The organism is Pseudomonas saxonica (assembly GCF_007858365.1).
In the GTDB taxonomy this organism is placed as follows: Bacteria; Pseudomonadota; Gammaproteobacteria; order Pseudomonadales; family Pseudomonadaceae; genus Aquipseudomonas; species Aquipseudomonas saxonica.
Window position 1 is genome coordinate 882,063 of record NZ_VFIO01000001.1, and the last position, 18,522, is coordinate 900,584.

An 18,522-nucleotide genomic window follows, 5' to 3' on the forward strand; every position below is an offset into this window, starting at 1 on the left:
AACTGATTTATTTGATTTTTTAATCGAATATACCTGGCCGATAGAGCCAAACCCTATACAGGGCAAGGGCTGCGGCCATGTTTATGGCTACAAAACATCCTAACTGATTGAAGCAGAACGCTATTTTAGAAATTAACGTTTGACAGCACTGCGTATCGCTGTAGAATCCACCCCACAGACGCGGGATGGAGCAGTCTGGTAGCTCGTCGGGCTCATAACCCGAAGGTCGTCGGTTCAAATCCGGCTCCCGCAACCAAACATTAAAAGGCTACTCGAAAGAGTGGCCTTTTTTGTGCGCGTTTGTTTTGTAGCACCACCCTGCTTTAGAGGCCTGCCCCAATTCCAGCGGTGTGCGCAAATCCTACATTTGCCTTTTTATCGTATCGCCAGACGCTGACGAGGACGACGCATGACAGGCCCGGAGAGTCGCGAAGCCACCCTGCACGCACTATTCGCACCTTATTTAACTGTTTTGTGGATTAAAGGTTGACTCCCCTGCTCATCACTGTAAAGTGCGCCCCACAGACGCGGGATGGAGCAGTCTGGTAGCTCGTCGGGCTCATAACCCGAAGGTCGTCGGTTCAAATCCGGCTCCCGCAACCAAACATTAAAAGGCTGCTCGAAAGAGTGGCCTTTTTTGTGCGCGCGTGTTTTTCACGACAACTGCCCTACCAGGCCCTCAAGCATTAAAACCGCATATTTCAATCACTTACGTGATTTAAGCTTGACACCTCATCGATCCTCTGTAGAATCCACCCCACAGACGCGGGATGGAGCAGTCTGGTAGCTCGTCGGGCTCATAACCCGAAGGTCGTCGGTTCAAATCCGGCTCCCGCAACCAAACATCAAAAAAGGCTACTCGAAAGAGTGGCCTTTTTTGTGCGTGCTCGAAAAGTAGAATGCAGACGTTTATTGACAATAAACGTCATATTTCTGAAAGTCCGGCAGGCTATGCTGAGCGATCACATTTACCTATTTTTCACACTCCTAACCTGAACATCAGGCAAACAGCTGCAAGTATTTCAAATTATTTTGACCAAAAGGATTGGTAACTTGAGTCTATGCCTCCATCCTATCGCGCACGATCCACGAGGTGATTGATGCCCGATAATTCGCCAGAACCCATAGAAGCCGTTACAGCTACCCACCCCATTGCCGCAACACGCTTGCGCTGGCTGGACTTGCTGAGCAAATACCGCCAACCCATTGGCCTCGCACTGACCCTTCTGCTGTTTGCAATAGCATTGATCGCTTGTCGTCATTTGTTAAGCGAACTGGATCTCTACGCTCTGCAAGACTCCCTTCAGGAAGTCCCCAAGCCCGCCCTTCTCGGCGCCTTGGCTGCGACTGCCGTGGGGTTTTTGATACTGCTTGGGTATGAGTGGTCTGCCAGTCGTTATGCGGGTGTCAAATTGCCCGCCAAAACGTTGGCCTTTGGCGGGTTTACCGCTTTTGCCATCGGCAATGCCATCGGCTTGTCATTGTTATCTGGCGGATCAGTGCGCTATCGCCTTTACGCACGCTTTGGCGTAGGGGCTTCTGAAGTTGCTCACATGACGCTGTTTGCCAGCCTGTCACTGGGGTGCGCATTACCGCCTCTGGCTGCACTCGCAACGCTGAGCAATCTGCCTGCAGCTTCGACGGCCCTAAACATTCCTGAATGGGTATTAGGCTCAGTCGCTTTTGCCATACTCGCGCTGTTTGCGTTACTGGCACTGGGCATTTACCGCCGCCGCCTGCCCGAGCAACCCATTCCGGACAATCTGCTGGTAAAGGCCGGACGGCGCACCCTTCGGTTACCCAGCCCCCGCTTGACCTTGCTGCAACTGGTGATTACTGCGCTGGACGTCGCGGCTGCGGCCACAGTGCTGTACTTACTGCTGCCTGAAGCGCCACCATTTGGTCCATTCCTGCTGGTTTATCTGCTGGCACTGGCCGCTGGCGTTCTCAGCCACGTGCCTGGCGGCGTCGGTGTTTTTGAAGCTATCTTGCTCGCCGCATTCGCCGACAAACTGGGTGCTGCACCCCTGGCGGCCGCGTTGCTGCTGTACCGCATTATTTACGTGATTTTGCCGCTACTGATCGCGTGCTTCATGCTGCTGCTCAATGAAGCTCAGCGATTGATCCATACCCGACAAAGCTTGCGGGTGGCATCCGGATTGGCAGCACCGATTCTGTCCGTACTGGTCTTTATGTCTGGCATCGTGCTGCTGTTTTCAGGCGCGACGCCCGAAATTGATACACGCCTTGAACACATAGGGTTTCTGATCCCCCATCGCTTGATCGATGCCTCGCACTTCGGCGCGAGCCTGATCGGCGTGCTCTGTCTATTGCTGGCTCAGGGCCTGAGACGACGCCTGTCGGCCGCCTGGATGCTGACCACTATTCTCTTGCTGGTCGGCGCCGTGCTGTCCCTGCTCAAGGGTTTTGACTGGGAAGAAGCCACCATTCTGGTACTGACTGCCAGCCTGCTGGGATTGTTTCGCCGCTCATTCTACCGCCCGAGCCGACTGACCGAACTGCCCTTTTCGCCGCTGTATCTGGTGTCCAGTATCTGTGTGCTAGGCGCTTCTATCTGGCTATTGCTGTTCGCCTATCAAGATGTTCCTTACAGCCATCAACTGTGGTGGCAGTTCACCCTCGACTCGGATGCGCCCCGCGGCCTGCGCTCACTGCTGGGTGCCGCCGTGCTGCTGGTGATCGTATCGCTCACCTGGCTGCTACGCACCGCACGCCCGGTCATCCACTTGCCGGATGCCGGTGAGTTGGAGAAAGCCGCAAAAATCATCCTGGCCTCTGATCAGCCCGATGGTGGTCTGGCCTTGACGGGCGATAAGACACTGCTGTTTCACCCTGATGACAACGCCTTCCTGATGTACGCACGTCGAGGACGCAGCCTGGTTGCGCTGTATGACCCGATTGGGCCGCCTCAGCAACGGGCCGAACTGATCTGGCAGTTCCGCGACCTGTGTGACGTCTATCATGCTCGCCCCGTGTTCTATCAGGTTCGCGCCGAAAACCTGCCGTTCTATATGGACATCGGCCTGACCGCGATCAAGCTGGGAGAAGAGGCCCGGGTGGACCTGCATCGATTTGATCTCGACGCCAAAGGCAAAGAGATGAAAGACCTGCGCTATACCTGGAACCGCGGCACTCGCGATGGCCTGTCGCTGGAAATCCATGAGCCGGGTGAGGCGCCAATGGCCGAACTCAAGGTGATTTCCGATGCGTGGCTGACGGGCAAGAATGTGCGCGAAAAGGGCTTCTCGCTAGGGCGTTTCAATGAGGACTACATCAAGCATTTTCGCGTGGCGATTATTCGCTTCGAAGGAAAACCGGTGGCTTTTGCCAACCTGCTCGAGACCCACAGCCATGAACTGTCGAGCCTCGACCTGATGCGCGCCCACCCGCAAGCCCCAAAACTGACCATGGAATTCATGATGGTCGGCCTGATTCAGCATTATAAGAAGCATGGATACGCACGATTCAGCCTTGGCATGGTACCCCTGTCTGGCCTGCAACCCCGCCGTGGCGCGCCACTGACCCAGCGCTTGGGGTCAATGTTGTTCCAGCGTGGTGAGCACTTGTACAACTTCCAGGGTTTGCGCCGCTTCAAAGACAAATTCCAGCCTGACTGGGAACCTCGTTATATGGCCGTGCCCGCCGGACTTGATCCACTGGTGGCTCTGGCCGACACTGCCGCCCTGATTGCAGGCGGCTTGACTGGATTGGTGAAACGTTAATGAAACATCGTTCCTGGCGGTTTTTATGGCTTGCATTGGTTGTTCTGGTCGCGCTCGCCGCTGGCGGCTATTGGTGGTGGAATCGCCCCGCCCCCGAACCCACCGTTGAACACTTGACTCAAACCGACGGCTCGACCCTGACCAATGTGACACCCGGCCAGAAGGCCCAAGCCCGCGTGATTATCGCAACGCCGGCCGAAGAGGCACTGACCGACAAACAACTCACGGCGTTAAGCCGTGGTGGTAAAGCGCAACTGGTGCAAGTGATCCTGCCCAAAGATGATTGCACCCTGCAGCAGCAAGCACTGCAAACGGCACTGCAACAACTTAAGGGCCCTGCCACGCTGGTTAGCGGCATTGGCCCAGGGGCAACCCTGGCTTGGCGCTGGTTAGCTGAACAGACCAACGATAAGGCCCAGGCAGTGTCGGTGGGTTTCAAGCTGGAAGACCCTGCTTGTAGCCTGCCCGTGCCGAAATCCGCAGCTCACGGCAACTGGCTGGTGGCCTGGAACGACAACCCTGACGACCCCAGTGCAGCCTTTGTGCGCGATCAGCCCAATGCGCAAACCAGCATCAGCGATTACGACATTCACTTCCCACAAGTGTTGAGCAACGAACTGCGCAAAATTCTGGTGGGCGATGACAATGGCGGGCTGAGCATGCCTGTGGTTGAAGTCCCGGCTGGTCAGCAAAACAGCACTGTCACGCTATTTCTGTCGGGCGATGGCGGTTGGCGTGATCTGGATCGCGATGTGGCCGGGGAAATGGCAAAGATCGGTTACCCGGTCGTCGGCATCGACATGCTGCGTTATTACTGGCAGCACAAGACGCCCGAGCAAAGCGCCACCGACCTTACCGAACTGATGCAACACTACCGCCAGAAGTGGGGCACTCAGCGCTTTGTGCTGGTTGGCTATTCGTTTGGCGCGGACGTATTGCCTGCCACCTACAACCGTTTGCCCGAAGCCGAACAGAATCGTGTGGACGCCATCATGCTGCTGGCCTTTGCCCGCAGTGGCAGCTTTGAGATACATGTTGATGGCTGGCTGGGTAAAGCTGGTGCAGAAGCTGATACCGGCGAAGAAATGTCCAAACTGCCTGCCAACAAAGTGGTGTGCATCTATGGGGCAGAAGAAGTCGATGAAAGCGGCTGCACGGCCAAGACAGCGGTAGGCGAAAGCCTGAAGCTGCCGGGCGGGCATCACTTTGACGAGAACTATCCGGCGCTGGCTCAGCGTCTGGTTGACCTGATCAAGAAGCATCAAGTGACACCGGAGTAAACGCCGACCCTCACCCCAGCCCTCTCCCAGAGGGAGAGGGAGCTTGATTGTGGTGTTGCGCAAATCTGCTTTTGCTTTTAGTCCCCTCTCCCTCTGGGAGAAGGAGCTTGATTGTGGTGTAGCCCACATCAGCTTTTGCTTTTAGCCCCCTCTCCCTCTGGGAGAGGGAGCTTGATTGTGGTGTAGCTCAAATCTGCTTTTGCTTTTAGTCCCCTCTCCCTCTGGGAGAAGGAGCTTGATTGTGGTGTAGCCCACATCTGCTTTTGCTTTTAGTCCCTTCTCCCTCTGGGAGAGGGGGCTTGATTGTGGTGTAGCCCACATCAGCTTTTGCTTTTAGTCCCCTCTCCCTCTGGGAGAGGGAGCTTGATTGTGGTGTAGCTCAAATCTGCTTTTGCTTTTAGTCCCCTCTCCCTCTGGGAGAAGGAGCTTGATTGTGGTGTAGCCCACATCAGCTTTTGCTTTTAGTCCCCTCTCCCTCTGGGAGAGGGAGCTTGATTGTGGTGTTGCTCAAATCTGCTTTTGCTTTTAGTCCCCTCTCCCTCTGGGAGAAGGAGCTTGATTGTGGTGTAGCCCACATCAGCTTTTGCTTTTAGCCCCCTCTCCCTCTGGGAGAGGGAGCTTGATTGTGGTGTAGCTCAAATCTGCTTTTGCTTTTAGTCCCCTCTCCCTCTGGGAGAGGGTTAGGGTGAGGGGCTTTGGCCTTTTCTACATCTCCACCTGAGTCCCGAGTTCAATCACCCGATTGACCGGCAATTTGAAGAACCGAAGGTTGCCGTTAGCGTTCTTCAACATAAAACCGAACAACGCTTCGCGCCAACGCGCCATGCCCACCAATTTGGACGCAATCACTGTTTCGCGGCTCAGAAAGTAAGTCGTGCGCATCGGATTGAAATCCAACTCTTCGAGGTGGCACAGCTTCAGCGCTTGCGGCACATCCGGCTCGTCCATAAAGCCAAAGTGCAGGATCACCCGGAAGAACCCTTCGCCATACGCATCCACTTCAAAACGCTGCGCCGCCGGAACCCTTGGCGTGTCTTCGTTGACAACCGTCAACAACACCACCTGCTCATGCAATACCTGGTTATGCAACAGGTTGTGCAATAACGCATGAGGTACCGCATCAGGGCGGGCGGTCAAAAATACGGCCGTGCCCTGAACGCGATGAGGCGGCTGAACACGGATACTGCTGATGAACAACGGTAACGGCAGCGCATTTTCATCCAGGCGATCCACCAGCAACTGTTTGCCGCGTCGCCAGGTGGTCATCAGGATAAACAGCACAATCCCCGCCAGTACCGGAAACGCACCGCCCTGAACGATTTTCGGCACGTTGGCAGCAAAGAACAGTCCGTCCACCAACAAAAAGCCGATCAACACCGGCACCGCCAATACGGGAGGCCATTTCCACAGCAACAACATGACGGCGGACACCAGAATACTGGTGATCAACATGGTGCCGGTGACAGCCACGCCGTAGGCCGAAGCCAGCGCACCTGACGACTCAAAACCCAGCACCAGCAGAATGACCCCGACCATCAACGACCAGTTCACCGCACCAATATAAATCTGCCCTTGCTCGGCGCTGGACGTGTGCTGAATGTGCATGCGCGGGATATAACCCAGCTGAATGGCTTGGCGGGTCAACGAGAAGGCGCCCGAAATGACCGCCTGGGACGCAATCACGGTCGCCAGCGTGGACAGGACCACCAACGGGATCAACGCCCAACTTGGCGCCAGCAAATAGAACGGGTTGCGTGCCGCCTCAGGGTTTTCCAGTAACAGGGCACCCTGCCCGAAGTAGTTGAGCACCAGCGCAGGCAGTACCAGAACAAACCAGGCACGGGCAATCGGCTTGCGCCCAAAGTGCCCCATGTCAGCGTATAGCGCTTCAGCACCGGTCAGCGCCAGCACCACGGCCCCTAAAATGGCCACGCCCATGCCAGGATGAGAGACAAAGAAACGCACGCCCCACACGGGGTTCAGCGCATTCAACACTTGCGGATGTTGAAGGATGCCGTGAATACCCAACCCGGCCAGCACCACAAACCACAGCACCATGATCGGGCCGAACAACTTGCCCAACGTTGCCGTGCCCCGGCGTTGAATCAAGAACAGCGCCACCAGCACTATCAGAGCCAGAGGGACGACCCAACGGTCCAGACCGCTAAAGGCCAGTTCAAGCCCTTCAACGGCGGACAAAACCGAGATCGCCGGGGTAATCATGCTGTCGCCGTAAAACAGCGAGGCGCCCACCAACCCCAGTATCACCAACACTGAGCGTAACTTGGGATAAGGCGAGGCTGCGCGTCGCGCCAGCGCCGTCAGCGCCATGATGCCGCCCTCGCCTTCGTTGTCCGCGCGCAGGATGAACAGCACGTACTTGATCGAGACAACCCAGATCAGCGACCAGAAGATCAGCGCCAAAATGCCGAAGACCCCATCGTGATTGACTTGAACGCCATACCCGCCGGAAAACACTTCTTTGAGGGTGTACAACGGACTGGTACCGATATCGCCATACACCACACCAACGGCGGCAACCAGCATGCCAATGGGCTTTGCTGTTGAATGACCGTGTTCCGCTGCCTGACTGCTGACCTGCCCCATCAACCACTCCTACGACTCAAGACCGTATTTCATAAACCAGAGCGATGCATTTACAAACAGCATGCACTGATTTTCTGACTATTAGCGACGACACTTTCCCGCACAAACTCGGCAGTAAAATACGCTGATTCCGCGACGGCGCGCAGCATAGCGCAGCACTCGTCGCAAATCCCCGTTTAACGCTGGTCAAGCGCAGTTCCCGTAGCTAGAATTGCGCACTTTTTTACATTAGAGGCGCACTAGGGTCTGTGCGAAATGTTTTCGAGCGAAGGTTAGGCAAGGCGGAAACAGGCGAGGAAGCGGAGTTAACGTTGAGCATTCCGAGCCTGTTTTTAACGCCGCATAACCGAGCGCAGATACATTTCGTACAGAGCCTAAGCGCCCGTTCGTCGTGCAGCCTTTACGGGCATGTAACGTCACTACATACCGAGGTTCGCCATGTCCACCGTTACCAAGCCAGCCAACCCTAAGGTCGGGTTTGTTTCTCTGGGTTGCCCAAAAGCCCTTGTCGACTCCGAACGCATCCTGACGCAGCTGCGCATGGAAGGCTACGATGTTGTTTCCACCTACCAGGACGCTGATGTCGTGGTGGTCAACACGTGCGGCTTTATCGACAGCGCCAAGGCTGAATCGCTGGAAGTCATCGGCGAAGCCATCAAGGAAAACGGCAAGGTCATCGTTACCGGCTGCATGGGCGTTGAAGAAGGTGCTATTCGCAACGTTCACCCTAGCGTTTTGGCCGTAACCGGCCCGCAGCAGTACGAGCAAGTCGTCAACGCCGTTCACCAAGTCGTGCCGCCACGTCAGGATCACAACCCGCTGATCGACCTGGTGCCACCACAAGGCATCAAGCTGACACCGCGCCACTATGCCTACCTGAAAATTTCCGAAGGCTGTAACCACAGCTGCAGCTTCTGCATCATCCCTTCCATGCGCGGTAAATTGGTCAGCCGCCCGGTCGGTGATGTGCTTGATGAGGCCCAGCGTCTGGTCAAATCCGGCGTTAAAGAGCTGCTGGTGATTTCTCAGGACACCAGCGCTTATGGCGTCGACGTAAAGTACCGCACCGGTTTCTGGAACGGCGCGCCGGTTAAAACCCGCATGACAGAGCTGTGCGAAGCACTCAGCACCCTGGGCGTATGGGTGCGCCTGCACTACGTTTACCCGTACCCGCACGTTGACGAGCTGATTCCGCTGATGGCGGCCGGCAAAATCCTGCCGTACCTGGACATCCCTTTCCAGCACGCCAGCCCCAAAGTGCTCAAGGCCATGAAGCGCCCGGCTTTTGAAGACAAGACCCTGGCTCGCATCAAGAACTGGCGCGTAATCTGCCCCGACCTGATCATCCGTTCGACCTTTATTGTCGGCTTCCCGGGCGAGACCGAAGAAGACTTCCAATACCTGCTCGACTGGTTGACCGAAGCACAGCTCGATCGCGTTGGCTGCTTCCAGTACTCGCCAGTAGAAGGTGCGCCCGCCAACTTGCTGGATGCCGCCATCGTGCCGGATGACGTCAAGCAAGATCGCTGGGAGCGCTTTATGGCTCACCAACAGGCCATCAGTGCAGCCCGCCTGCAGCTGAAGATCGGCAAGGAAATCGAAGTGCTGATCGACGAAGTGGACGAGCAAGGCGCTGTGGGTCGTTGCTTCTTCGACGCCCCGGAAATCGACGGCAACGTATTTATCGCCACCGAGAAAGACATCAAGCCCGGCGACAAAATCATGTGCCGCGTGACCGACGCCGATGAGTACGATCTGTGGGCTGAAGCGATCTAAACTGCTAACGCTTGCGAAAAAAAGCCCTGCCGTGCTCACGACAGGGCTTTTTTTACGGCTATTGTTAACCCATAGCGCTCGTCATCTGCGCCAGGAGACACGCCGATGCAACAGAAGTGGGCCATTCATACGCCACGCCTTAGGGATTTTGTCGAACTGACTGACGTATGGGAGGCATCCGTTCGCGCTACCCACGATTTTTTGCCTGACAGCTATATTCAGCTGCTGCGGCCCATGGTTAAAGATCAGTATCTGGACACCGTAATGCTCGCGTGCTGCAAAGACCCGGCCCGCAAAAAAATCAGCGGCTTTGTGGGCGTGGCAGCCAACAAGGTTGAAATGCTTTTCATCCACCCCGACTACCGGGGCCTCGGGGTAGGCAAAAGCCTGCTCTGCTTTGCCATAGACGAGCTCAACGCCCAGGAACTGGACGTCAACGAACAAAATTCGCAAGCTATCGGCTTTTACATGAAACAAGGCTTTGAAGTCGTTGGCCGCTGCGAAAAAGACGGCTTGGGCCAGCCGTATCCGCTGCTTCACTTGCGTTATAAACGCCCACCCCGTGCTTTCGGTAAATGTAGCCGGGCTTAACCAGCGCCAGCCGGGTACAATAGCCGCCCCATTCTATTACGGCCCCTGTCATGTCTGAACCGATACGTCTCTCCAAACGCCTCATCGAACTCGTCGGCTGCTCCCGCCGTGAGGCCGAACTGTTCATTGAAGGTGGCTGGGTCACGGTAGATGGCGAAGTCATCGACGAGCCGCAATTCAAGGTCAGCGACCAAAAGGTCGAGCTGGATCCGCACGCCAAGGCCACACCACCTGAGCCTGTGACCATCTTGCTGAACGCACCTGCGGGCCTGGACACGGACAGTGCCATGGCTTTGATTGGCCCAGAGACCCTGAGCGAAGAACATCGCTACGGCAAACGACCGCTCAAGGGGCATTTCCTGCGCCTGACCGTTGCCAATGAGTTGCAAGCCAACGCCAGCGGCCTGCTGGTGTTCACCCAAGACTGGAAAATTGTGCGCAAACTGACTGCCGATGCCAACAAAATCGAGCAAGAGTATGTGGTTGAAGTCTCCGGCGAGATGGCCCCGCACGGTTTGAACCGTCTTAACCACGGCATGACCTACAAAGGCCGCGAACTGCCTGCCGTGAAGGCCAGTTGGCAGAGTGAAAATCGTCTGCGCTTTGCGATGAAGAATCCGCAGCCGGGTGTCATTGCACAATTCTGCCAGGCCGTCGGCCTGACCGTCATTTCCATGCGCCGCATTCGTATTGGTGGCGTATCGATGGGCAAGTTGCCTGTCGGCCAGTGGCGCTACATGGCGACCACCGAAAAGTTCTAAACACCGCCTGCCCCGAACATTTCGACACCGCAGCATGGCCTGCGGTGCTCACTGCTGAATATCAGGATTGACCACATGATTCATAACGACGTATTGCGTAGCGTGCGCTACATGCTCGACATCAGTGACAACAAGGTTGTCGAAATCATCAAGCTGGGCGGCATGGACGTCACCAAAGAAGACGTGCTGACCTACCTGAAGAAAGACGAGGAAGAAGGTTTTGTTCGCTGCCCTGACGACGTCATGGCGCACTTCCTTGATGGCCTGGTGATCTTCAAGCGCGGTAAAGACGAAAGCCGTCCGCCGATGCCGGTAGAACTGCCCGTGACCAACAACATCATCTTGAAAAAACTGCGGGTTGCATTCGAACTCAAAGAGGACGACATGCACGCCATCCTCAAGGCGGCTGAGTTCCCTGTGTCGAAACCAGAATTGAGCGCTCTTTTCCGCAAGTTTGGCCACACCAACTACCGCACCTGTGGCGACCAGTTGCTGCGCAATTTCCTCAAGGGCCTGACCCTGCGGGTTAGAGCTTAAAAACAGCTGGGAGCCCGCGCAACCATGACCTACAGCGTTTCGCCTATTGGCTTTGTGCGCTCCTGCTTCAAGGAAAAGTTCGCCATTCCGCGTCAGCCGCAGCTGGCTCCGGCCGCCCGCGGTGTACTGGAACTGGTTGCGCCTTTCAATCAGGGCGACGCAGTACAGGGACTGGAACAGGTGAGTCACGTCTGGCTACTGTTTGTGTTCCATCAGGCACTCGAAGACAAGCCTCGCCTCAAGGTGCGCCCGCCCCGGCTAGGCGGCAATACGTCCATGGGCGTATTCGCTACCCGCGCCACCCATCGCCCGAATGGTATTGGCCAGTCAGTGGTCAAGCTGGACAAGGTTGAACCCGGGCGCTTGTTTATCTCAGGAATTGACCTGCTCGACGGCACGCCGATTCTGGACATCAAGCCCTACGTGCCTTACGCCGACATCATCGACAGCGCCAGCAACAGCATGGCAAGCGCACCACCGGCCTTGATCCCCGTGCACTGGAGCGAGAACGCGCTGCACCAGGCACAAGAGCATGCCCTGCGTATTCAAGAGCCGCTGGTGGCGCTGATAGAGCAATGCTTGGCCCAAGACCCACGACCGGCCTACCAGACACCTACAGCCGAGCGCGAATACGGCGCAGGTTTTTGGGATGTCGATGTGCGCTGGCATTACCCGCAGCCCAGTGTAATTCGCGTGCTCGAGGTGATTCCTAAGCAGTAAGCGCAAACAAAAAGAGGGAGCTGGCAAGCCAGCTCCCTCTTTTTTTGATCCGCGCTGCTTACTTCTCGACGAAGGCGCGCTCGATCAAATAGTCACCCGGCTCGCGCATCCGCGGCGAAACGGTCAGGCCGAAGCTGTTAAGCACTTCGCTGGTTTCGTCGAGCATGCTTGGGCTACCGCACAGCATGGCGCGATCGTCCTGCGGGTTGATCGGCGGCAGGCCAATATCGGAGAACAACTTGCCGCTGCGCATCAAATCGGTCAAACGACCCTGATTTTCGAATGGCTCACGGGTTACGGTTGGGTAGTAGATCAGTTTTTCGCGCACCGCCTCACCGAAGAACTCATTCTGCGGCAAGGTCTCGGTGATGAATTCGCGGTAAGCCACTTCATTGACGTAACGGACGCCGTGGCACAGGATCACCTTGTCGAAACGCTCATAGGTTTCAGGATCCTGGATGACGCTCATAAACGGCGCCAAACCTGTACCCGTGCTCAACAGGTACAAATGCTTACCCGGCTTCAAGTCATCCAGAACCAGCGTGCCCGTAGGCTTTTTGCTGATCAGGACTTCATCGCCTTCCTTCAAATGCTGCAATTGAGAGGTCAGCGGGCCGTCCGGCACCTTGATGCTGAAGAACTCAAGATGCTCTTCCCAGTTAGGGCTGGCGATCGAATAGGCACGCATAAGCGGACGACCGTTAGGCTGCATCAGGCCGATCATCACGAACTGACCGTTCTCAAAGCGCAGGCCCGGGTCACGGGTGCACTTGAAGCTGAACAGGGTGTCGTTCCAGTGGTGAACACTGAGGACACGTTCGTGGTTCATGTTGCTCATGTACGGGGCTCCTAAAATTCGCCTGCGCTGACAATGGGCGCGATTGCGCAGCATTCTAATGGCGAGGACAATATCTGTTAACTGAATTATTAAGATAAGGGTTATCGGTTATATCGATATGCGATTTACTCTCAGACAACTCCAGGTTTTTGTCACCGTCGCCCAACAAGAGAGCGTGTCACGCGCTGCGGGTTTGTTGGCCCTTTCACAATCGGCTGCCAGTACTTCAATCACCGAACTGGAGCGTCAAACCAGCTGCCAGCTCTTTGATCGTGCGGGCAAACGTCTAAGCCTTAATGCCTTAGGTCGCCAGTTATTGCCTCAGGCCGTCGCGCTACTGGACCAGGCCAAGGAAATCGAGGACTTGCTCAATGGCAAGTCAGGTTTCGGCTCGCTCACCGTGGGCGCCACACTGACCATTGGCAACTACCTGGCCACACTGCTGATCGGCAGTTTTATGCAGGCGCACCCTGAGAGCCAGGTCAAATTGATCGTTCAAAACACGGCGCATATCGTGCAACAAGTGGCCCATTATGAAATTGATCTTGGTCTGATCGAGGGCGATTGCAGCCACCCTGATATTGAAGTGCAAAGCTGGGTTGAAGATGAATTGGTGGTGTTCTGCGCTCCTCAACATCCGCTGGCGGCTCGTGGGCACGCGACACTGGAAGAACTGAGCCGCGAAGCATGGATTTTGCGAGAACAAGGATCCGGTACCCGCCTGACCTTCGACCAAGCCATGCGCCATCATCAGACGTCGCTCAATATCCGCCTCGAACTGGAACACACCGAAGCGATTAAACGCGCGGTGGAATCAGGTCTGGGAATTGGTTGTATCTCTCGGCTGGCCCTGCGCGATGCTTTTCGGCGGGGCAGCCTGGTGGCAGTAGAAACCCCTGATCTGGATCTCGCTCGTCAGTTTTTCTTCATCTGGCACAAGAAGAAGTACCAGACCTCAGCAATGCGCGAATTTCTGGAACTATGCCGCGCATTTACCGCAGGTGTTCAGCGCAGCGACGAGATCGTGCTGCCGAGCATTGCTTAAAGCAGGATCACAGCCCACACCACGGCAATCAGCGTGAGCACCACAAATTGCGCGGCACTGCCCATGTCTTTGGCGTTTTTAGACAGCGGGTGCAGATCAAGGGAGATTCGATCGATCGCGGCTTCAATGGCCGAGTTCAGCAACTCCACAATCAGTGCCAGCAAGCACACGGCAATCAATAGCGCACGCTCTACCCGGCTGACATTCAATAAAAATGTCAGCGGGATCAACACCACATTAAGCAACACCAATTGCCTAAATGCCGCCTCGCCGGTGAAGGCTGCTCGTAAACCGTCCAGCGAGTAGCCGCCCGCATTCAAAATCCGTTTAAATCCGGTTTTACCCTTAAAAGGCGACATAGATAGGCAACTGCACAAAAAATGAGGGTGGAACGCTAGTTCACCGCTTGTTAAAAAAGCGTGAAAGCCAGCAGCTTAATGGCTCGAAATTGATTCAAGCTGTTGCAGAAGGAGCGCCGCCTGAGTCCGGGTACGAACCCCTAATTTGCGGAAAATAGCCGTCACGTGTGCTTTGATAGTGGCTTCGGACACGCCCAGTTCGTAAGCGATCTGCTTATTCAGCAGCCCTTCACACACCATGGTCAACACCCTGAACTGTTGGGGGGTGAGACTGGCCAACCCTTCACTAGCCGCTTTGGCTTCAGCGGAGACCTGAACGGCCTCGAAAGCCTTGGGTGGCCAGCTAACATCACCCTCCAGCACAGCACTCACTGCTTGCTGAATGTCAGTCATAGAGCTTGATTTGGGGATAAAACCACTGGCGCCAAATTCACGCGAGCGCACCATGATTGATGCATCTTCCTGAGCCGAAACCATTACCACCGGAATTTGCGGGTACTGTCCACGTAACAATACCAGCCCGGAGAAACCGTAAGCACCCGGCATATTAAGGTCGAGCAGCACCAGATCCCAATCGGCCTTGTCTGCCAGCTGTGCCTCAAGCTCGGCAATACTGGCGACCTCCACCAAGCGGACATCAGGCCCCAACCCCATTGTCACCGCTTGGCGCAAAGCACTGCGAAACAAAGGATGGTCGTCGGCAATCAGGATTTCGTATGTGGCCATTTTTTAAATGATCCTGTTTTTTAGGCGAGCCCTGATGCATTTCAGTACTCGCTAAGGCAACTCGAACAACAGCGTAGAGAAGCGTTTCAAAACACGCGTTTTACGCTAAACGTCGGTAAATATAAGTGTTTTTACAGTCGTTGCCGCCCAATGGGCGCCAAGCATGCCGAGCGAATCCAGAGGGGTCAAGTCGAAAACCTGACGCCAGACTCAGCTAAATGCTATTACAGCGCCACCCTCCAGAACCGGTGATAGCGCTAAGTGACATCACGGTGAAAATTGTAGCGCTACTTCTTTAGTCTATTGAGAGCGATTCTGGGGAAGGTCTTTTACAAAAACGCCCAGTTCACGGTGCGCGGCACTGCTCTCGTTAATCGGCAACTGGTTTTTGGCATCCAGATAATGCTGACTGAATACATCAAAGTAAGCATCCAGCGCACAGGAAGCCTCGGTGTCTCCGGCAAGATCAAGGCACAAGCTGGCCACTTCGGCTGTACACAAGTGCTCGCTTCGCGTCGATCTGCGTAAACGATAGCGAGACAGTTTTTCTGGCAGCAGACTCAAAATCGGCAAGGCATCAAAATACGGGCTTTTGCGAAAGATCTTGCGCGCCTCAGTCCAAGTTGCATCAAGCAGAATAAAGAGAGGCCGTTTACTGGTGTCCATTTCCACCGAATGCGTGACACGCTCAGGGGCAACATACTCACCCGGAAACACCAGGTAAGGCTGCCACTGTGGGTCGGCCAGCAAGGCCAGCAAAGCATCATCCGTTTCAGTGCGCGACCAGATGAACGCAAAATTGTCCTTCACCACGTCAGCAATCAACCAGCCTGTATTACTGGGCTTGAAGACTTCCTTTTTGGTCATGATCAGGCAAACGCCTGCGCGAGTACTGACCCGGGGCCGCCAGTTGCACAGGCAATGACTGACGATCACTCGACACGTATGGCAGCGCGGCGCGCGTGAACCTCGCGCCAGATAAGGCTTGGTGCTCTCCTCTTCACGCTCGTCACGTAAACGGGCAACAGCATTGGGGGAAAAGGTCATCAGGGTCATGATCTGGGTAACGACGGATAGTAAAAAGAGAGCGGCGAAGTTTAACAGAGGCTGAGCCCCCATGACCGGAGGCATTTCCTGTGCTCCAATGCTGACCTATACTCCTGCGCCACTGAACGCACCGATCTATGACGGGTCGAAGCTTGCGTCACTGAAATCAGGAGAGTTTCATGCTGCGCACTATCATCCCGACCCTTGCTCTACTGTTCGCACTGCCATTGAGCGCTCAAGCGGCCTCTCTTGCAGAGTTCAACTTGAATAAGGACTTGCTCAAAGTTGCCAAAGTCAGCAATGAAGGGAAACCCCGCGCCATCAGCCCCGACCTTCTGGACAAAGGCTTTTCCGTTGACGGCACGGTGCTGATCAATCACCTGGAAGCCAGCCCTACCCTTTCAGCACAAATGCGCTCTGCTCCGGAAGCGGCCGTACCGCAACTGGGCCGCAGCGTTTGCAGCAACCCGAACTTCCGTAAATTGATGGCCAAGGGCGCGACCATGCGCTTTGACATCAGGGAATACAAAACCAATACATCGGTTTTGACCCAGGACATCGGCGCCGACAACTGCCAGCGCAAATAATCACTGCCTGCTTTTCTTGCGCACGCCGTGTCATAAACGGCGTGCAGCCCTCGCTGCACTTTCTTCGTTATCAGGCTTCTTCTTCCACATCAGGCAATTAGCTATTGCCAGTCAAGACAACACCGGACCATCATCAACCATCGCTTTTGACTCCTTGAGTCGTTGCGCTTGGCTGATCGGGCGCCCCCAAGGATGTTGTCTAGAAGGAGCTATACATGCCCGACCAAACTCAGGACACCCTGTCACTTTACTTCGAGAACCACGGCCTGAATGTTGCCGCAGAGGTTGATGCACAACTACAACGGGTGGCCCCTGACAGCCCGAACCAACCGCTTTATCGTGAGATGCTGCTGACTGTCTTGCGCATGGCCCATGACGATATCGATCGCTGGAATGCCAAAATCACCCTGCAAGCCATCCGCGAACTTGAAAAAACCTTTCGCGTACTGGAGCAATTCAAAGGACGCCGCAAAGTCACCGTGTTCGGCTCAGCCCGCACGCCCGCAGAAGATCCCCTGTATGTGCTGGCCCGCGAGGTGGGTGCAACACTGGCACGGTCAGACATGATGGTCATTACTGGAGGCGGCGGCGGCATAATGGCCGCTGCACATGAAGGCGCTGGTCTGCAATACAGCTTGGGGTTCAATATCACCCTGCCATTTGAACAGCGCGCCAACGCCACAATCATTGACTCAGAGCACTTGCTGGCCTTTCACTTCTTCTTCACCCGCAAGCTGTTTTTCATCAAGGAAGCAGAGGCCTTGATCATTTGCCCCGGCGGCTTCGGCACATTGGACGAAGTGCTGGAAGTGCTGACGCTGATGCAAACCGGCAAAACACCTCTGGTGCCAATCGTGCTTCTGGATATGCCCGGCGCAACGTTCTGGCAAAGCGCCCTGGACTTCATCCATAACCAGTTGCAAGCCCATCAATACATTCTGCCCAATGATCTGAAATTGATGCGTCTGGTTCACAGTGCTCAAGAAGCGGTTGATGAGATCGAGCAGTTCTACAGCAACTACCATTCGAGCCGCTGGCTCACCAAAACCTTTGTTCTACGCATGAAAAGGGCTGTGAATGTCGCAGCCCTTGAACAGATCAAGCAGAACTTCGCCGACATTTGCGTTCATGACAGTTTTCACCAGCAAGCCTATGCGCAGATTGAGCACGACGACCCTGCATTCAATCACTTGACGTGTCTGAGCTTTGCTTTCAGTGGGCGTAATCAAGGGCGGTTACGCGAACTAGTCAACTTCATCAACTTGCCCGAAAATTGGGCGACAGCAGAGTCCTCACCGGTAGCACAAAGGTCCGAGTGGATCGCTGAATAAGGTAGGGAAAATGAGGCTGCGACAAGTTGTTGGGTGATCGAGCGTTCGTAGCAGGAACGAAGATCATGCAATGCTTATCGCAGTCTGTGACTACAGATGCCCGTAGTCAGTCATCAAATTCTCGGCCACTCAACAAGCGGCCGATCATTTCCAGCGGATAGCCTCGATAACTCAAGAAGCGCCCTTGGCGAGCACGTTCTTTCGCGTCTTCCGGTAACTGCGCGGAAAACTTGCGGCGCCAGGTTTCTTCCAACCGTTCTTGCCAGTTAAATCCACACTCGCGCAGCGCATCTTCTACATCGCCACGGGGCAACCCGCGTTGATTAAGCTCTTCGCGAATGCGCAAAGGGCCATAACCGGAACCGGCACGATAAGAGATATAGCTTTCAAGGTAACGTGCCTCCGACAGCAGACCATCTTCCGTTAAACGGTCGAGGGCGATGTCGATCATGTCGGGGCAAGCACCGCGCTGACGCAATTTGCGAGTCAACTCTACCCGACCATGCTCGCGTCGCGCGAGCAGGTCCATGGCAGTTCGACGCACCGCGGCCAGGTTATCCAGAACTACGGTCAT

16 protein-coding genes and 3 tRNA genes are annotated in these 18,522 nt (G+C 55.4%); 13 read left to right on the forward strand and 6 right to left on the reverse strand.

The features are described 5' to 3' along the window. Positions 1-179: 179 nt before the first annotated feature. The 5 genes from FJD38_RS04110 to FJD38_RS04130 all read left to right on the forward strand — a co-directional run bounded on the left by FJD38_RS04110 (position 180) and on the right by FJD38_RS04130 (position 5,023). Positions 180-256 (forward strand) — tRNA-Met (locus tag FJD38_RS04110). Between the two features lie 270 nt (positions 257-526). Next, positions 527-603, forward strand: a tRNA-Met gene (locus FJD38_RS04115). Positions 604-764: 161 nt separating this feature from the next. Continuing rightward, positions 765-841: transfer RNA gene (locus tag FJD38_RS04120), tRNA-Met, on the forward strand. A 259-nt stretch (positions 842-1,100) separates the two neighbouring features. Continuing rightward, entirely contained in the window at positions 1,101-3,743 is a 2,643-nt protein-coding gene (gene mprF / locus FJD38_RS04125) for a bifunctional lysylphosphatidylglycerol flippase/synthetase MprF (protein WP_146384041.1), read from the forward strand. Beyond that, entirely contained in the window at positions 3,743-5,023 is a 1,281-nt protein-coding gene (locus FJD38_RS04130; protein WP_122784695.1) for a virulence factor family protein, read from the forward strand. The genes mprF and FJD38_RS04130 overlap by 1 nt, the downstream gene beginning before the upstream one ends. 705 nt (positions 5,024-5,728) lie before the next feature. On the opposite strand, the gene FJD38_RS04135 is transcribed toward FJD38_RS04130, so the two are convergent. Beyond that, positions 5,729-7,630, reverse strand: a complete 1,902-nt coding sequence (locus FJD38_RS04135) for a potassium transporter Kup (protein WP_122784696.1) — start codon at positions 7,628-7,630, stop codon at positions 5,729-5,731. Positions 7,631-8,068: 438 nt separating this feature from the next. Here FJD38_RS04135 and rimO point away from each other — a divergent pair, with 438 nt between their 5' ends. The 5 genes from rimO (at position 8,069) to tsaA (ending at position 12,015) form a co-directional block, all read left to right on the forward strand. Continuing rightward, positions 8,069-9,406, forward strand: coding sequence for a 30S ribosomal protein S12 methylthiotransferase RimO (rimO, locus tag FJD38_RS04140; protein WP_146384043.1), 1,338 nt, complete (start codon positions 8,069-8,071; stop codon positions 9,404-9,406). Between the two features lie 105 nt (positions 9,407-9,511). Then, positions 9,512-9,997, forward strand: coding sequence for a GNAT family N-acetyltransferase (locus FJD38_RS04145; RefSeq protein ID WP_146384045.1), 486 nt, complete (start codon positions 9,512-9,514; stop codon positions 9,995-9,997). A gap of 50 nt (positions 9,998-10,047) precedes the next feature. Next, a complete protein-coding gene (locus tag FJD38_RS04150; protein ID WP_146384047.1) occupies positions 10,048-10,758 on the forward strand; it encodes an rRNA pseudouridine synthase in 711 nt (236 codons plus the stop codon). Positions 10,759-10,833: 75 nt separating this feature from the next. Continuing rightward, positions 10,834-11,295: a YehS family protein gene (locus FJD38_RS04155; RefSeq protein ID WP_122784700.1), complete on the forward strand. Its 462-nt coding sequence runs from the start codon at positions 10,834-10,836 to the stop codon at positions 11,293-11,295. Between the two features lie 24 nt (positions 11,296-11,319). Continuing rightward, a complete protein-coding gene (tsaA, locus tag FJD38_RS04160; protein WP_146384049.1) occupies positions 11,320-12,015 on the forward strand; it encodes a tRNA (N6-threonylcarbamoyladenosine(37)-N6)-methyltransferase TrmO in 696 nt (231 codons plus the stop codon). Between the two features lie 58 nt (positions 12,016-12,073). On the opposite strand, the gene fpr is transcribed toward tsaA, so the two are convergent. Continuing rightward, a complete protein-coding gene (fpr, locus tag FJD38_RS04165; RefSeq protein ID WP_122784702.1) occupies positions 12,074-12,853 on the reverse strand; it encodes a ferredoxin-NADP reductase in 780 nt (259 codons plus the stop codon). Positions 12,854-12,971: 118 nt separating this feature from the next. On the opposite strand from fpr, the gene FJD38_RS04170 reads away from it, so the two are divergent. After that, entirely contained in the window at positions 12,972-13,898 is a 927-nt protein-coding gene (locus tag FJD38_RS04170; RefSeq protein ID WP_122784703.1) for a LysR family transcriptional regulator, read from the forward strand. Here the strand turns inward: FJD38_RS04170 and FJD38_RS04175 are convergent. From FJD38_RS04175 to FJD38_RS04185, 3 genes are all read right to left on the reverse strand, one after another. Continuing rightward, positions 13,895-14,257, reverse strand: coding sequence for a diacylglycerol kinase (locus FJD38_RS04175; protein ID WP_146384051.1), 363 nt, complete (start codon positions 14,255-14,257; stop codon positions 13,895-13,897). The genes FJD38_RS04170 and FJD38_RS04175 overlap by 4 nt on opposite strands. A gap of 75 nt (positions 14,258-14,332) precedes the next feature. After that, a complete protein-coding gene (gene erdR, locus FJD38_RS04180; protein ID WP_146384053.1) occupies positions 14,333-14,983 on the reverse strand; it encodes a response regulator transcription factor ErdR in 651 nt (216 codons plus the stop codon). Positions 14,984-15,283: 300 nt separating this feature from the next. Beyond that, positions 15,284-16,030: a tRNA-uridine aminocarboxypropyltransferase gene (locus FJD38_RS04185; protein WP_122784894.1), complete on the reverse strand. Its 747-nt coding sequence runs from the start codon at positions 16,028-16,030 to the stop codon at positions 15,284-15,286. Positions 16,031-16,209: 179 nt separating this feature from the next. On the opposite strand from FJD38_RS04185, the gene FJD38_RS04190 reads away from it, so the two are divergent. Both FJD38_RS04190 and FJD38_RS04195 read left to right on the forward strand, forming a co-directional pair. Further along, the gene (locus FJD38_RS04190) at positions 16,210-16,617 is read left to right on the forward strand and encodes a PA3611 family quorum-sensing-regulated virulence factor (RefSeq protein ID WP_146384055.1); all 408 of its coding nucleotides are present in this window, start codon (positions 16,210-16,212) and stop codon (positions 16,615-16,617) included. 215 nt (positions 16,618-16,832) lie between these two features. Then, positions 16,833-17,948, forward strand: a complete 1,116-nt coding sequence (locus tag FJD38_RS04195; RefSeq protein ID WP_146384057.1) for an LOG family protein — start codon at positions 16,833-16,835, stop codon at positions 17,946-17,948. 106 nt (positions 17,949-18,054) lie between these two features. On the opposite strand, the gene recX is transcribed toward FJD38_RS04195, so the two are convergent. Continuing rightward, a complete protein-coding gene (gene recX, locus FJD38_RS04200; RefSeq protein ID WP_122784708.1) occupies positions 18,055-18,522 on the reverse strand; it encodes a recombination regulator RecX in 468 nt (155 codons plus the stop codon).

What these genes read in the sequence shown, in the direction of transcription:
- mprF (WP_146384041.1), top strand. Translation starts at nt 1,101, where the DNA reads ATGCCCGATAATTCGCCAGAACCCATAGAAGCCGTTACAGCTACCCAC.
- FJD38_RS04130 (WP_122784695.1), top strand. Translation starts at nt 3,743, where the DNA reads ATGAAACATCGTTCCTGGCGGTTTTTATGGCTTGCATTGGTTGTTCTG.
- FJD38_RS04135 (WP_122784696.1), bottom strand. Translation starts at nt 7,630, where the DNA reads ATGGGGCAGGTCAGCAGTCAGGCAGCGGAACACGGTCATTCAACAGCA.
- rimO (WP_146384043.1), top strand. Translation starts at nt 8,069, where the DNA reads ATGTCCACCGTTACCAAGCCAGCCAACCCTAAGGTCGGGTTTGTTTCT.
- FJD38_RS04145 (WP_146384045.1), top strand. Translation starts at nt 9,512, where the DNA reads ATGCAACAGAAGTGGGCCATTCATACGCCACGCCTTAGGGATTTTGTC.
- FJD38_RS04150 (WP_146384047.1), top strand. Translation starts at nt 10,048, where the DNA reads ATGTCTGAACCGATACGTCTCTCCAAACGCCTCATCGAACTCGTCGGC.
- FJD38_RS04155 (WP_122784700.1), top strand. Translation starts at nt 10,834, where the DNA reads ATGATTCATAACGACGTATTGCGTAGCGTGCGCTACATGCTCGACATC.
- tsaA (WP_146384049.1), top strand. Translation starts at nt 11,320, where the DNA reads ATGACCTACAGCGTTTCGCCTATTGGCTTTGTGCGCTCCTGCTTCAAG.
- fpr (WP_122784702.1), bottom strand. Translation starts at nt 12,853, where the DNA reads ATGAGCAACATGAACCACGAACGTGTCCTCAGTGTTCACCACTGGAAC.
- FJD38_RS04170 (WP_122784703.1), top strand. Translation starts at nt 12,972, where the DNA reads ATGCGATTTACTCTCAGACAACTCCAGGTTTTTGTCACCGTCGCCCAA.
- FJD38_RS04175 (WP_146384051.1), bottom strand. Translation starts at nt 14,257, where the DNA reads ATGTCGCCTTTTAAGGGTAAAACCGGATTTAAACGGATTTTGAATGCG.
- erdR (WP_146384053.1), bottom strand. Translation starts at nt 14,983, where the DNA reads ATGGCCACATACGAAATCCTGATTGCCGACGACCATCCTTTGTTTCGC.
- FJD38_RS04185 (WP_122784894.1), bottom strand. Translation starts at nt 16,030, where the DNA reads ATGACCTTTTCCCCCAATGCTGTTGCCCGTTTACGTGACGAGCGTGAA.
- FJD38_RS04190 (WP_146384055.1), top strand. Translation starts at nt 16,210, where the DNA reads ATGCTGCGCACTATCATCCCGACCCTTGCTCTACTGTTCGCACTGCCA.
- FJD38_RS04195 (WP_146384057.1), top strand. Translation starts at nt 16,833, where the DNA reads ATGCCCGACCAAACTCAGGACACCCTGTCACTTTACTTCGAGAACCAC.
- recX (WP_122784708.1), bottom strand. Translation starts at nt 18,522, where the DNA reads ATGACCGTAGTTCTGGATAACCTGGCCGCGGTGCGTCGAACTGCCATG.